Annotated in this window: 13 protein-coding genes; 9 read left to right on the plus strand and 4 right to left on the minus strand. The window is 68.4% G+C overall.

The window, feature by feature from the left end:
* Positions 1-112: 112 nt before the first annotated feature.
* Positions 113-1,261: a galactose-1-phosphate uridylyltransferase gene (gene galT, locus J2X01_RS08690; RefSeq protein ID WP_310055737.1), complete on the plus strand. Its 1,149-nt coding sequence runs from the start codon at positions 113-115 to the stop codon at positions 1,259-1,261.
* A complete protein-coding gene (galK, locus tag J2X01_RS08695) occupies positions 1,258-2,430 on the plus strand; it encodes a galactokinase (protein WP_310055739.1) in 1,173 nt (390 codons plus the stop codon). Before galT ends, galK begins: the two co-directional genes overlap by 4 nt.
* A gap of 107 nt (positions 2,431-2,537) precedes the next feature.
* On the opposite strand, the gene J2X01_RS08700 is transcribed toward galK, so the two are convergent.
* Positions 2,538-3,566 carry a LacI family DNA-binding transcriptional regulator gene (locus tag J2X01_RS08700; protein WP_310055742.1) on the minus strand — a complete coding sequence of 343 codons (1,029 nt, stop codon included), beginning with the start codon at positions 3,564-3,566 and terminating at the stop codon, positions 2,538-2,540.
* A gap of 239 nt (positions 3,567-3,805) precedes the next feature.
* Here J2X01_RS08700 and J2X01_RS08705 point away from each other — a divergent pair, with 239 nt between their 5' ends.
* The 4 genes from J2X01_RS08705 to J2X01_RS08720 all read left to right on the plus strand — a co-directional run bounded on the left by J2X01_RS08705 (position 3,806) and on the right by J2X01_RS08720 (position 9,484).
* The gene (locus J2X01_RS08705; RefSeq protein ID WP_374724953.1) at positions 3,806-4,762 is read left to right on the plus strand and encodes a carbohydrate ABC transporter permease; all 957 of its coding nucleotides are present in this window, start codon (positions 3,806-3,808) and stop codon (positions 4,760-4,762) included.
* A gap of 12 nt (positions 4,763-4,774) precedes the next feature.
* A complete protein-coding gene (locus J2X01_RS08710; RefSeq protein WP_310055745.1) occupies positions 4,775-5,725 on the plus strand; it encodes a carbohydrate ABC transporter permease in 951 nt (316 codons plus the stop codon).
* 51 nt (positions 5,726-5,776) lie between these two features.
* Positions 5,777-7,114 carry an ABC transporter substrate-binding protein gene (locus tag J2X01_RS08715; RefSeq protein WP_310055748.1) on the plus strand — a complete coding sequence of 446 codons (1,338 nt, stop codon included), beginning with the start codon at positions 5,777-5,779 and terminating at the stop codon, positions 7,112-7,114.
* Between the two features lie 132 nt (positions 7,115-7,246).
* Positions 7,247-9,484 carry an alpha-galactosidase gene (locus J2X01_RS08720; protein WP_310055752.1) on the plus strand — a complete coding sequence of 746 codons (2,238 nt, stop codon included), beginning with the start codon at positions 7,247-7,249 and terminating at the stop codon, positions 9,482-9,484.
* 114 nt (positions 9,485-9,598) lie between these two features.
* Here the strand turns inward: J2X01_RS08720 and J2X01_RS08725 are convergent, their stop codons facing one another.
* The 3 genes from J2X01_RS08725 to J2X01_RS08735 form a co-directional block, all read right to left on the minus strand.
* Positions 9,599-9,946, minus strand: a complete 348-nt coding sequence (locus tag J2X01_RS08725) for a DUF202 domain-containing protein (protein ID WP_310055756.1) — start codon at positions 9,944-9,946, stop codon at positions 9,599-9,601.
* A gap of 2 nt (positions 9,947-9,948) precedes the next feature.
* Complete coding sequence (locus tag J2X01_RS08730) at positions 9,949-10,440, minus strand: YidH family protein (RefSeq protein WP_310055759.1); 492 nt, start codon at positions 10,438-10,440, stop codon at positions 9,949-9,951.
* Positions 10,441-10,608: 168 nt separating this feature from the next.
* Positions 10,609-11,214, minus strand: a complete 606-nt coding sequence (locus J2X01_RS08735) for a TetR family transcriptional regulator (RefSeq protein WP_310055762.1) — start codon at positions 11,212-11,214, stop codon at positions 10,609-10,611.
* An 82-nt stretch (positions 11,215-11,296) separates the two neighbouring features.
* Between J2X01_RS08735 and J2X01_RS08740 the strand changes: the two genes are divergently transcribed.
* The 3 genes from J2X01_RS08740 (at position 11,297) to J2X01_RS08750 (ending at position 13,203) form a co-directional block, all read left to right on the plus strand.
* Positions 11,297-12,076, plus strand: a complete 780-nt coding sequence (locus J2X01_RS08740; RefSeq protein WP_310055764.1) for an SDR family NAD(P)-dependent oxidoreductase — start codon at positions 11,297-11,299, stop codon at positions 12,074-12,076.
* 140 nt (positions 12,077-12,216) lie between these two features.
* The gene (locus J2X01_RS08745) at positions 12,217-12,984 is read left to right on the plus strand and encodes a hypothetical protein (RefSeq protein ID WP_310055766.1); all 768 of its coding nucleotides are present in this window, start codon (positions 12,217-12,219) and stop codon (positions 12,982-12,984) included.
* Positions 12,985-13,023: 39 nt separating this feature from the next.
* Positions 13,024-13,203 carry a hypothetical protein gene (locus J2X01_RS08750; protein WP_310055770.1) on the plus strand — a complete coding sequence of 60 codons (180 nt, stop codon included), beginning with the start codon at positions 13,024-13,026 and terminating at the stop codon, positions 13,201-13,203.
* Positions 13,204-13,217 lie beyond the last annotated feature (14 nt).

Consider the following 13,217-nt stretch of genomic DNA (forward strand, 5'->3'; position numbering starts at 1 on the left):
TTTGCAGGCTCCCTTCAGCACATCCTAACTTCCGCGCACACGAAACCCGCAGTATTGTGCTTGAATTTGTTCTCTATTGTTTGAAAATGTTTTGTGGTGTACAACTGAGACCATGACGCGAATCACGATGACCCGGCTGGCGGACGGCCGCGAGATCCTCTATTTTGACGACGCGGGCTCCGCTGAGCGGCCTGCCGCCTCCCTCGTGGACCACCGCGACCTGCCCGCCCGCCCCGAACCCGGCCAGTTGCGCTTCGACGCGCTCAGCCGCGAATGGGTCGCCGTCGCCGCGCACCGGCAGTCACGCACGCACTTGCCGCCCGCGGACGAGTGCCCCATCTGCCCGACGACGCCGGCCAACCAGACCGAGATCCCGGCACCGGACTACGACGTCGCCGTCTTCGAAAACCGCTTCCCCTCGCTCGGACCGGACACACGGGAGATACCGGCCGCGCCGGGCTGGGGAACCGCCGCACCCGCCGTCGGCCGCTGTGAAGTGGTGGCCTTTACGCCGCAGCACACCGGATCCTTCGCCGAACTCGGCTGGCCCCGGACCCGCACGGTGATCGACGCCTGGGCCCACCGGACGGAAGCCCTCAGCGCCCTGCCCGGCATCCAGCAGGTCTTCCCGTTCGAGAACCGGGGCGCCGACATCGGCGTCACGCTGCACCACCCGCACGGGCAGATTTACGCCTATCCCTACGTGACGCCCCGCGCTGCCGTCCTGGCCGCCGCGGCCGGCGAATATTTCGATCGGTCGGACGGGACGGCGACACTCACGTCGTCCCTGCTGCGGGCCGAGCGCAGCGACGGAAGCCGCATGGTGCTCGAGGGCGAACACTTCAGCGCCTACGTCCCCTTCGCCTCACGCTGGCCGCTGGAAGTCCACCTCGTCCCGCACCGCCCGGTCCCGGATCTGGCCGCCCTGAACGGGGCCGAGCGCGACGAGCTGGCGCAGCTCTATCCCGACCTCCTGAAGCGCCTTGACGCCCTGTACCCGACGCCGACCCCCTACATCGCGGCCTGGCACCAGGCCCCGCTGGAGCCGGCCCGGCGCCGGGCCGGCCACCTGCACCTGCAGCTGACCTCACCGCGCCGCGCCGCGGACAAGCTCAAGTACCTGGCCGGCTCCGAAGCCGCCATGGGCGCCTTCATCAACGACACCACCCCGGAATCCGTCGCCGCCCGGCTGCGCGAGGTCGCCAGCGAACCGGCCGGCGCCGCAGCCCGCACGCTCACCCCGGAAGGCGCCCCGGCATGAATACGACAACACGTGCCGATGCCGGGCCCGGCACCCTGGCGGACCGATTCGAGGCCGCCTTCGGCGCGGCCCCGGACGGCGTCTGGGCCGCCCCCGGCCGGGTGAACCTGATCGGGGAGCACACCGACTACAACGAGGGCTTCGTCCTGCCTTTCGCCATCGACAAGCGGGCGGCGACGGCGGTCCGGCTCCGCGACGACTCCACTGTCCGGGTTCTGTCCACCGCCGGCGACCAGGGGCTCGCCGAGGCCGACACCGCAGACCTGTCCCCGGGGGCCGTCACCGGCTGGGCCAAGTACCCCCTCGGTGTGGTCTGGGCGCTGCAGCAGCGCGGCATTGAGGTCCCCGGCTTCGACCTCCTCCTCGACTCCGATGTCCCGCTCGGCGCGGGGCTGTCCTCCTCGCACGCGATTGAATGCGCCGTTGTCACGGCCCTGAACGAACTCACCGGATCCGGGCTCGGCCCCGAGGAAATGGTCACCCTCACCCAGCACGCCGAAAACGCCTTCGTGGGCGCACCCACCGGCATCATGGACCAGTCGGCGTCGCTGCGCGGCGCCAGCGGACACGCCGTCTTTTTGGACTGCCGGGACCAGTCCGTGGAACTCGTGCCGTTCCGGGCGCAGGAGGCGGGACTTGTGCTGCTGGTGATCGATACCAAGGTGGCGCATTCCCACGCCGACGGCGGCTACGCCTCCCGCCGCGCGTCCTGTGAGCTCGGTGCCCAGGTCCTGGGCGTCACGGCCCTGCGGGATGTCGCCGCCGCCGACCTTGAGGAGGCCCGCGGGCTGCTCGATCCGCTGACCTTCCGGCGGGTCCGCCACGTCGTCACGGAGAACGACCGCGTGCTGCAGACCGTGGCCACCCTCCGGTCCCAAGGCCCCGCGCACATCGGACGCCTCCTCGATGCCAGCCACGCCTCGATGCGCGACGACTTCGAGATTTCCTGCCCCGAGCTCGACCTCGCCGTCGATGCTGCCCGCCGCCACGGAGCCATCGGCGCCCGCATGACGGGCGGCGGCTTCGGCGGCTCGGCAATCGCCCTCACCGCGGGGCGGGACGAGCGCAGGGTGCGCGGCGCCGTCGTCCGTGCCTTCGCGGAGGCCGGCTTCACCGCGCCGGACATCTTCACCGTCACCCCGGCCGCCGGAGCGGGCCGCCTCCCCTGACATCGGCTGCTCCACAACGGCCCTTTTGACCCCTCAATAGGGCCGTTGCGGAGCAGTCGATGAAGCGAGTGGGGCGCGGGGTTGCCGATACTTCTAGGCCGATACTTTCAGGCCGGTGCGATGCAGCCGCAGGAGTGCCTGATCCGCAGCGTGGTGGGGAACGTCCGGTGCTCGGAGGCCTGGCCGCGGCTCGCCCCCACCAGGGCTTCGACGGCCGCCTCCGCCATCACCCGGACCGGCTGCTCCACGGTTGTCAGGGCGGGCCAGCTGTATTCCGCCTCGGCGGAACCGTCGAACGAGGTCAGGGCGATATCTTCCGGCACCGAAAGCCCGGCTTCGTGGATGGCACGCAGGATGCCGATCGCCTGCATGTCCGAACTGGCGAAAATGGCGGTGGGCCGGTCCGCCGCGGCGAGCAGCCTGCGGCCGACGGCGTAGCCGCCCTCCCGGCTGAACGGTCCGCGGACGATGGGGCCTTCCGGCAGCCCGGCCGCGGCCAGCGCCTGCAGCCAGCCTTCCTCGCGGAGGTCGAAGTCGCCCGCCGTATTTGTGCCCATCGCGAGGGCAATATTGGTGTGTCCGTGTCCGATCAGGTGGTCCACGGCTATCCGGGCGCCCGCGGCGAGATCGACGCCCACGCTGTTGAAGCCGGCCGCCTGGCTGCCATGGTTCAGCAGCACGGCGGGAATGTCGGCCGCTTCGAGTGCCGCGAGGTCCGGCTCAAAGAGCACGCTGGCCAGCACCACGCCGTCCACTTGGCGCGAGGCGAGGTTGCGGATGTTGTGGCGTTCCTTGGCCAGGTTTCCATCCGAGTTGGTCAGCAGCAGGGCGAAGCCGAGCTCGGCGGCGGCGTCCTCGACGGCGTGGGCCAGCAGTGAGAAGAACGGGTTGGTGTTGTCCGGAATGACCAGACCGATGGTCTCGCTGGAACCCAGCTTCAGCGCCCGCGCGGCCGCGTTCGGCCGGTAACCGAGGATCCGGATGGCATCCTGCACCTTCGCCTCGGTGCCCGGCGCCACCTTCTTCGGCCCGCCGTTCACCACATAGCTCACGACGGCGGTGCTGACGCCGGCGTAGCGGGCCACGTCCTTCCGGGTGACCTGGCTGCGGTGGCTGGGCACTACCGGGGTCGTCATGGCGCGACACAGCCGGGGAACTGGCCGGCGCCGGCGATGCCGATGGATTCACTCACGGTGGTACCTCTCGCTATGCACGTTTCGGACAGTGTCCCACGGCGATCTACTCGAGTCAACAGATACCTGCGAGTACAAGAAAAGCCCTCAAATGACAGCAAGTAATGCTTGCCCCTCCATTTCTACTCGTGTAGATTCGAAGGCAGTTGTTATCCACATCACACCACCAGGAAGAGTCAACGATGACTACCATCACCAAACTTCCGGATCCCGTGGCTGGCGGATCCAAGCCCTCGCACCGCGGGAAAGCTCCCCGGCCCGGCCGGGGACGCAGCCTCGGCGACCTGCGGATCGCGCTGCTCTTTATCCTTCCGGCCATGATCGGCTTCGTCGCTTTCTTCCTGGTGCCCACGATCCGCGGCATCTACCTCGGCTTCACCGAGTACAGCGTCCTGGGCGATCCCACCTGGATCGGCACCAGGAACTACACGGCGATCTTCGCCGACGAGCTGTTCTGGAACGCCATGGCCGTCACCCTCCAGTACGTCGGGCTGAACATTGGTTTCCAGACCGTCATCGCCCTCGGGCTGGCGCTCCTGATGCACCGGGTGGCCAAATCCACGCTCATCCGCGGCGCCCTGCTGCTGCCGTTCCTGGTGGCCAACGTGATCGTCGCGCTGCTGTGGTTCTGGATGCTCGACTACCAGATCGGGATCGTCAACGAGATCATCAACTGGTTTGGCCTGCCCCGCATCGCCTTTTTCGGCAGCGAGCAGTGGGCCATCCCCACCATCGCCGGCGTCAACGTCTGGCGGCACATGGGCTACACCGCCCTGCTGATCTTCGCCGGGCTGCAGTCCATCCCCGGCCATGTCTACGAAGTCGCGTCGCTCGACGGCGCATCGCCCACCCGGACCTTCTGGAGCATCACCATGCCGCTCCTGCGCCCCGTGCTGGTGCTGGTCCTGGTGGTCACCGTGATTGGGTCCTTCCAGGTCTTCGACACCGTGGCCGTCACCACCGGCGGCGGCCCCATCAACGCCTCCCGTGTCATCCAGATGTACATCTACCAGAAGGCCTTCGGTGAATCCGATTTCGGCTACGCGTCGGCCCTGTCCGTCATTCTCTTCGTCATTCTCGCCCTCGTGGCCTTCATCCAGATGAAGTTCCTCAAGGGCAACGAATCGGATCTGGACTAAGGAACCCCAGCCATGACAACCTCCGCACTCTCCCGCAAGACCCGCACGACGCCCGGCAGCAAGCCCGGCCGGCAGGCCGCCCACAAAAAACCAATCAACTGGCGCCGCGCCGGCGCCTGGACCCTCGTCGTCGTCGCCGTCATCGTGACCGTGGCACCGTTCCTCTGGATGCTCCGCACCGCACTGTCCAGCAACGCCGCCCTCGCCTCCAACGCCAGCAACCTGCTGCCGGCCGACTTCAGCCTCGGCGCCTTCAAGCGGGTCCTCGGCCTGCAGACCCCCGAGGAGGCCATCGCCGAAGGCGGCTCCGGCGCCGCCATCAACTTCTGGCTGTACCTGCGGAACTCCATCATCTTCGCCACCGTCACCACCGCCGGGCAGGTCTTCTTCAGCGCGATGGCCGCCTACGCCTTCTCCCGGCTCCGCTGGCCCGGCCGGAACGTGGTCTTCGGCCTGTTCCTCGCCACCATGATGGTCCCGCCGATCTTCACCGCCCTGCCCAACTTCCTTATGATCAAGAACCTCGGCCTGCTCAACACCTTCGCCGGGCTGGCCCTGCCCTTCCTGTTCATGACCCCCTTCGCGATCTTCTTCCTGCGCCAGTTCTTCCTCTCCATGTCCCGTGAAGTGGAGGAGGCCGCCATGCTCGACGGCGCCAAGCACCTCCGGATCTTCTTCCAGATCGTGCTGCCCAACGCCGCCGCCCCGCTGGCCACCCTGGCCCTGCTGACGTTCATCGGCCAGTGGAACGAATACTTCTGGCCGCTGCTGGTGGGCCAGGACGAAAGCGTCCGCGTCCTCACAGTGGGGCTGGGCGTGTTCAAATCCCAGTCCCCGCAGGGTGCCCCCGACTGGTCCGGCCTGATGGCCGCGACCCTGATCGCCGCCCTGCCGGTCCTCCTGCTCTTCATCGCCTTCGGCAAGCGGGTGGTCAACTCCATCGGCTTCTCCGGCATCAAGTAACCCCGCCACGCACCCCCGCCTCCCCACCTGCACTTCCCTGAAAGGCTCATCATGAAGAAGACCCTCGGCGCCGTCGCTGCCGCCGCAGCCATCGCCCTCTCGCTGTCCGCCTGCGGCGGTTCCGCCCCCTCCGCCGAGGCCAAGGGCGAAATCAACTACTGGCTCTGGGACGCCAACCAGCTCCCCGCCTACCAGCAGTGCGCCGACGATTTCACCAAGGCCAACCCGGACATCAAAGTCAAGATCACCCAGCGCGGCTGGGACGACTACTGGACCACGCTGACCAACGGCTTCGTCGCCGGCACGGCCCCGGACGTCTTCACCAACCACCTCTCCAAATACCCCGAGTACGCGGCGAAGAAGCAGCTGCTCTCCCTCGACGACGCCGTCGCGAAGGACGGCATCAAGCTGGAGAGCTACACCAAGGGCCTGGCCGAGCTCTGGGTCGGCCAGGACGGCAAGCGCTACGGCCTGCCCAAGGACTGGGACACCGTGGGCCTGTTCTACAACAAGGCCATGGCCGACACCGCCGGCTTGACTCCCGAGCAGATGGCCAACCTGGACTGGAACCCGCAGGACGGCGGCAGCTACGAGAAGGCGATCGCGCACCTGACAGTGGACAAGAACGGCGTCCGCGGCGACGAGCCCGGCTTCGACAAGAACAACGTCGCGGTCTATGGACTCGGCCTCGCCGGCGGCGGCTCGGGCCAGGGCCAGACCGAGTGGAGCTTCCTGACCGCGACCACCGGCTGGACCCACACTGACAAGAACCCGTGGGGCACCGAGTTCAACTACGACGACCCGCGCTTCCAGGAGACCATCGCCTGGTGGGCCGGCCTGATCGAGAAGGGCTACATGCCCAAGCTGGAAACCACCGTGGGCGCCAGCCTCGCGGACAATTTCGGCGCCGGCAAGGCCGCCATCAACACCACCGGCGACTGGCTGATCGGCCAGTACCAGAGCTACAAGGGCGTGGAAACCGCGTTCGCGCCCACCCCCAAGGGCCCCGAAGGCAAGCGGGCCAGCATGTTCAACGGGCTCGCCGACTCCGTCTGGGCGGGCACCAAGAACCCGGCAGCCTCGGTCAAGTGGGTCGAATACCTCGGCTCAGCCTCCTGCCAGGACGTCGTCGCCCGGAAGGCCGTCGTTTTCCCGGCCATCACCAGCTCCTCCGAGATCGCCGCCAAGGCCTTCGCGGACAAGGGCACGGACGTCTCGGCCTTCACGACGCACATCAAGGACAGCACCACGTTCCTCTTCCCGATCGCGGACAAGGCAGCCAAGGTGGACGGCATCATGAAGCCGGCCATGGACGCTGTCCTCGCGGGCAAGAAGCCGGCCAGCTCGCTCACCGAAGCCAACAACCAGGTCAACGCCCTCTTCAAGTAGGACAGCACCGCACCACCCGGATGCCGCCACTTCCTCCTCGCGGCGGCATCCGGGCCGTTCGCCTTTGATTTCCGCACTGCATACCCCGCGTCCCGCCTTCCGGACGCCCCGAACCACCGAAAGAGACCCGCCATGGATCCCCTGTACCTTCGCTCCGCCAGCACCAGCCTGGTGATCAGCTTCGACAGCGGAGAGGCCGAGGTCATCCACTGGGGCGCCGACCTGGGCGCATCGCTTCCGGATCTGGCCATCCTCAGCGCCCCCGTGCCGCACTCCGCCGTCGACGCCGTCGTCCCTGCCGGGCTCCTCCCGCAGGCCTCCTCAAGCTGGCGCGGCCGCCCCGGCCTGCGCGGACACCGGATCGCGGACGGCGTTCCCGGCTACGACTTCTCCGTCCGGCTCCGCGTGGCGGAAGTGACGGACGGCGCCGTCGGGACTTCCGCCGTGATCCTCCAGACGGACGCCGACGCCGGGATCAGCGTGTCGTCCGCGCTCACCCTGCACGACGGCGGCCTGCTGGAACTTCGCCACACCATCACCAACACCGGTACCTCGCCGTACCAGCTCGACGAACTGGCCACCGTGCTCCCGGTCGCGCCGGACGCCGTCGAAATCCTTGACCTGACCGGCCGCTGGTGCCGGGAACGCCACCCGCAGCGCCGCGCCATCCAGCAGGGCACATGGGTGCGGACCGGACGGCACGGCCGCACCGGCCACGATTCCTCGCTGCTCTTCGCCGCCGGAACCGCCGGTTTCGGCAACCGCCACGGCAAGGTCTGGGCGACCCACCTCGCCTGGAGCGGCAACCACGAACAGTTTGCCGACAGCGCAGCGGACGGGCGGACGATGATCGGCGGCTCCGAGCTGCTGGGCCCGGCCGAGGTGATCCTGGCCCCTGGCGGCAGCTACACCACGCCTGCGCTGTTCGCGGCCTATTCGGACCGCGGGCTGGACGGCATCAGCGAGTCCTTCTACGCCTGGTTCCGGAACCGGCCGCACCACGTGCTGCCCTCGGCGGCCGCGCGTACGGGCCTGTCGGGCTCCGCGCCCGGCGCCGGAAAGCCGCGCCCGGTGGTGCTCAACACCTGGGAGGCCGTGTACTTCGACCACGATCTCAGCACCCTGATCGAACTCGCCGATTCCGCCGCCGATCTCGGCGTCGAGCGTTTCGTGCTCGACGACGGCTGGTTCCGCGGCCGCCGCGATGACCGCGCCGGCCTCGGCGACTGGTACGTCGACGAGACCCTCTGGCCGGACGGGCTCACCCCGCTGATTGACGCCGTGACGTCCCGCGGGATGGAGTTCGGGCTGTGGGTGGAGCCGGAGATGGTCAACCTGGACTCCGACGTGGTCCGGGCGCATCCGGAGTGGATTGTCGGCCCCTCGGTGCAGAGTTACAAGGACGGCGGGCGGCTGCCGCTGGAATGGCGGCACCAGCACGTCATCGACCTCGTCAACCCGGACGCGTGGCAGTACATCTATGACCGGGTGGACGCACTGCTGCGCGAGAACAACATCGGCTACCTCAAGTGGGACCAGAACCGGGACCTGCTGGAGCATGGCCATGCCGGCCGCGCCTCGGTGCACGAACAGACCCTCGCCGCGTACCGGCTCTTCGACGCGCTCAAGGCAGTGCATCCCGGAGTCGAGATTGAAAGCTGCTCCTCCGGCGGCGCCCGGGTGGACCTTGGCATCCTGGAGCGGACGGACCGGATCTGGGCCTCGGACTGCAACGACGCCCTGGAACGGCAGACCATCCAGCGCTGGACCGGGCTGGTGGTCCCGCCGGAACTCGTGGGCGGGCACATCGGCCCCACCACCTCGCACACCACGGCCCGCACCCACGACCTCTCATTCCGCGCCATCACCGCCCTGTTCGGGCACTTCGGGATGGAATGGGACGTCCGGCAGGTCCAGGGCGCGGAGCGTGAGGAGCTCCAGCGCTTCATCGGCCTCTACAAGGAGCACCGCGGCCTGCTCCACTCGGGCCGGATGGTCCGGGCCGACGTGGCCGATGACTCTGTGATGCTGCACGGCGTGGTTGCGCCGGACGGTCCGGCTGGCGGACCGTCCGGCGTGCCAGGGTCGACGGCGGCGCTGTTCGCCCTGGTCAGCACCCGAACCTCAGCTGCGGAGCAGCCCGGCCGGATCGGCATCCCGGGTCTCGCCGCCGACGCGGCCTACCGTGTGGAGGCGATCTTCCCCGCCCCGGGCGACGCCGACTACGACCACACGTTCACCCAGGTCCAGCCGCCGGCGTGGCTGGCATCGGGGGCCGCGGCAACCGGCCGCTTCCTGGCAGAAGTGGGCCTGCCCATGCCCGCACTCAACCCCGAACATGCCCTGCTGCTGAAGGTCACCACCGCATAACCCACGCCACCCCATCGACTGCTCCACAACTGCCCGTTTGAGCCCTCAAAACGGCAGTTGTGGAGCAGCGGATCGCCAACGCTGGAAGGGGTCCTTGACTTCAACCAGCTCACTTTAATGCTGCAGCGGGAGGTACAACACCGTGTAGATTCCCAGGGCGGCGAGGACCACAACGCTGCCGGCGATGGCCGCCGTCGCCCTGACATTCGCGGTCATCACCGCTCCGCCGATGCCGCTGGCATGGTGGTGGTAGCGGCGCCGCTGCGTGAGGGCGATGCCCAGGGCGACCATAAGGGACGCCGTCACGAGGGTGCCTGCAAACCAGCCGTAGTGGGGCACCCAGCGCAGGAAAATGCAGGCTGCCGTGACCAGCGTGAGTGACGTCCGCCGCCAGGCCAGGTCCGTACGCTCGGGCTGGAGCCCCGGGTCGTCGTGTATTGCCGCAGGCCTGGGTCTTGCCACGGCTAGACCGGCCGCCCGATCACAAAGACGATCAGCAAGGCCGCTACGAGCGCTCCGCCGGCGGCCAGGATGGGAGCGATCAGGGGCGCCGGGAGGGGCGCCTGGCGCCGCATGGCCCGTTCCACGTTGAGCCAGCGGAAGAACGAGCCGCCGCCGGTCAGCAGCCCCAGCAGGAGCAGCAGCACGGAGACCGTCTTGCGGAGTTCCGGGGAGAACAACTCCGAAGTGAAGGCCTCGACGGCGATGCCGCCGGCCACCAGCGCCAGCGAGGTCCTGATCCAGGCCAGGAACGTGCGCTCGTTGGCCAGCGTGAACCGGGGGTCCGGGTCGGTTCCGCCGCCCAGAGCCCAGGCCGAGATCCCGCGGCGACGCCGGTCCCGGCCGGAAACCGCACCGGCAGCCGCCGCACCGGTGCCGCTCGCGGCCGAAGCCTTGCCGGCCGATGCCTCAGCGCCCGCCGGTGACTGGTCCTGGGGCTCTTCCTGCTCCGTCATCAAGCCCCTTCCCCGGCACTGCTTCAAGTTGTCGCTCTACGGAATGATTCCACACTCTGCTGGCCGTCGTGCTGCCGCACGTCGGCTGTGCCAGCAACCCTGCACGGCGAATGCCCGTAGCGCACGGTCTACGTGTGCGCGGAAGCGCAGGTGCGTAGCGCGATCCCGTCAGGACCCCGGCACCCGCAGCACGTCCAGGGCCGCCAGCAGATACGGCACCGGATCAGGATCCGTGCCCGCAGCCCACTGCATCCACGCTTCAAAAGTCGCGGCCAAGTAGGCTGCCGACAGGTATCCAGCACTGTCCGCAGGAAGCCCTCGCCCCGCCAGGTAGAGCCGCATCCGCTCACGCTGGGGCGCCAGCGAATCGTAGCTTCGGCTGGCAAGCTCGGGATATTCGGCGATCAGACGCAGCCGCCCCCGTGACACCGACAGATCGGGAATCACTGCCACGCCGGCAACAGCGGCGGCCCGCAGCCCCGTCATGAGTCCGTCGGCGCCTTCACGACCGTCCGGGGCCTCGTCAAGGGCGAGTCCCGACGCCTCGATCACCGGTTCCATGCCGCCCCAGACAAGCTCGGCCTTGCTGGAGAAATACCGGTAGAGGCTCTTGCGTCCAATTCCCGCCGCGCCGGCGATGTCCTCCATCGAGGTCTGTTCATAGCCGTTCTCGGCGAAGAGCCGCAGCGCCAGGCTGGCGACGGCATCCGGATCGATCGTCACGGGACGGCCCGCGGAACGCATTGCGATGGGCCTGGGCTCTTGCTCGAACATCCCACCAGTATTCATCCTTTCATAATGACACTGCGTGTCATAAAGTGGGCAAGTCAGCATTTCGAAATATTGGAAGGACATCATGGGCAACGAAGCTTCATGGCAGGAATCCATCACTCCGGGCCGCTTCGCCGGCAAGACGGTCGTCGTGACGGGTGCCGGTTCTGGCATTGGCCTGGCCACCGCCCTGCGTGTCGCCAAGGAAGGCGGCAAGGTCATCGCCGCCGACGTCAGCGCCGAGCGGCTGGACGCCCTGGTCGGCGGGAACAGCGGCCTGGACCTGGTCCCGGTGGCCGGTGACATCTCCACCGAAGAGACTGTGGCCGCCGTCGTCACGGCCGCCGGCGGCCGGGTCGACGCGCTGGCGAACGTCGCGGGCATCATGGACCACTTCGCCCCGATCCACGAGGTGGACGACGCCACCTGGGAGCGGGTCTTCCGGATCAACGTCACCGCCCTGATGCGCCTCACCCGCGCCGTGGTGCCGCTGATGCTGGACGCCGGGACAGGCTCCGTCGTCAATGTCGCCTCCGAGGCCGGACTCCGCGGATCGGCCGCCGGCGCCGCGTACACCGCGTCCAAGCACGCCGTCGTCGGCCTGACCAAGAACTCTTCGGTGATGTACGGGCCGAAGGGGTTGCGCTTCAATGCCGTCGCCCCCGGCGCCACCATCACCAACATTGAGGCAACCTGGGGTTCCCAGCTTGCCGCCGAGCGGCTCGGCCCGCTGATGGGCGCGAACATCCCGGCCCCCGCCACCGCGGCGCAGCTCGCCGCCTCGATCACCTTCCTGCTCAGCGATGACGGCACCAACGTCAACGGCGCAATCCTCGCCTCCGACGGCGGCTGGTCCGCGGTCTAGCAACGGCCCGGCACCGCAAGAGATAACGACGGCGGGACCTCCCGCGGTTGCTCTCGGTGTTGAATTCGTTGCTGCCCTGCCCTGTACCCGGCCGTGGACTAAAATTGCAAGACGGCGGATGGGAAAGGGGGTTCTCCCTCGTGAATAACCTTCCGGCGGACGACGGCGGGACGCGGCAACCGCCGGTCCCGGCCGGGCCGCGTACGCCAGGCAGCAGTCCGTTGCGCCTCGCCGCGACGCTGCTCTTTTCCGGCGTCGCGGTTTCACTCCTGGCTGGGCTGTTTCACGCCGACTCAGCCAGCGCGAACGACCACCTGGCCGCGTTCGCGGCGTACGCTGCCAGCGGCATCTGGACTGTCGTCCACCTGGGCCAGTTTGTAGGGATGGCGCTGCTGGTCGCCGGGCTCCTGGTGCTGCAGTCCGCCCTGAAGGTGCCCCACGGGGCTGCGGCATGGGCCGGCCGCCTGGGCGCAGTGCTGGCGGCGGTGGCCCTTGGCCTCTACGCCGCGCTCCAGGCCGTCGACGGCGTCGCGCTCAAGCACGCGGTGGATGCACGGGCGGCCGCGGCCGAGCCCGAGAAGTCCATGCGCTTCGCCACCGCCGAAGCGATTCGATGGCTCGAGTGGGGAATGCGTAGCTACCAGAGCTTCGTGCTGGGCGCGGCGCTGATCCTGGCCGGCCTTGTCATCGTCCTGACCGGGCGGATCTCCCGGGGGATCGGCATCCTTATGGGGCCCTCCGGGCTGGCGTACGTGGCCCAGGGCTGGGTGATCGGAACGGAGGGCTTCTCGGACGCAAATGCCGTGCCGACGCTGTCCGGGATTGCCCTGACGGTGCTCTGGAGCGTCTGGTTCCTCATCAGTGCCTGGCGGATGAAGGACGAACAGATCCGCACGGCAATCAGCTGACGCGGCCATCTGCGCGGGGACCGGCGCCGAATTCCAGTCATGAACTACTACAGCCCGGCGGCGCAGGAACGCGTTCGGGACGCCGCCTACGATGCCCTCGAAAAGGTCCTCAACAGCATGTTCGAGCCCCTCAGCCGACAGGCCCTCACCGCACGGTGGAACCAGGCCTGCGAGGCGATGGCCAAACACCTCGAAGCGCAGGACAACGGCGAAGAATAGTCGGCAGTTCCGGC

Source organism: Arthrobacter ginsengisoli, assembly GCF_031456935.1.
Lineage (GTDB): Bacteria > Actinomycetota > Actinomycetes > Actinomycetales > Micrococcaceae > Arthrobacter > Arthrobacter ginsengisoli.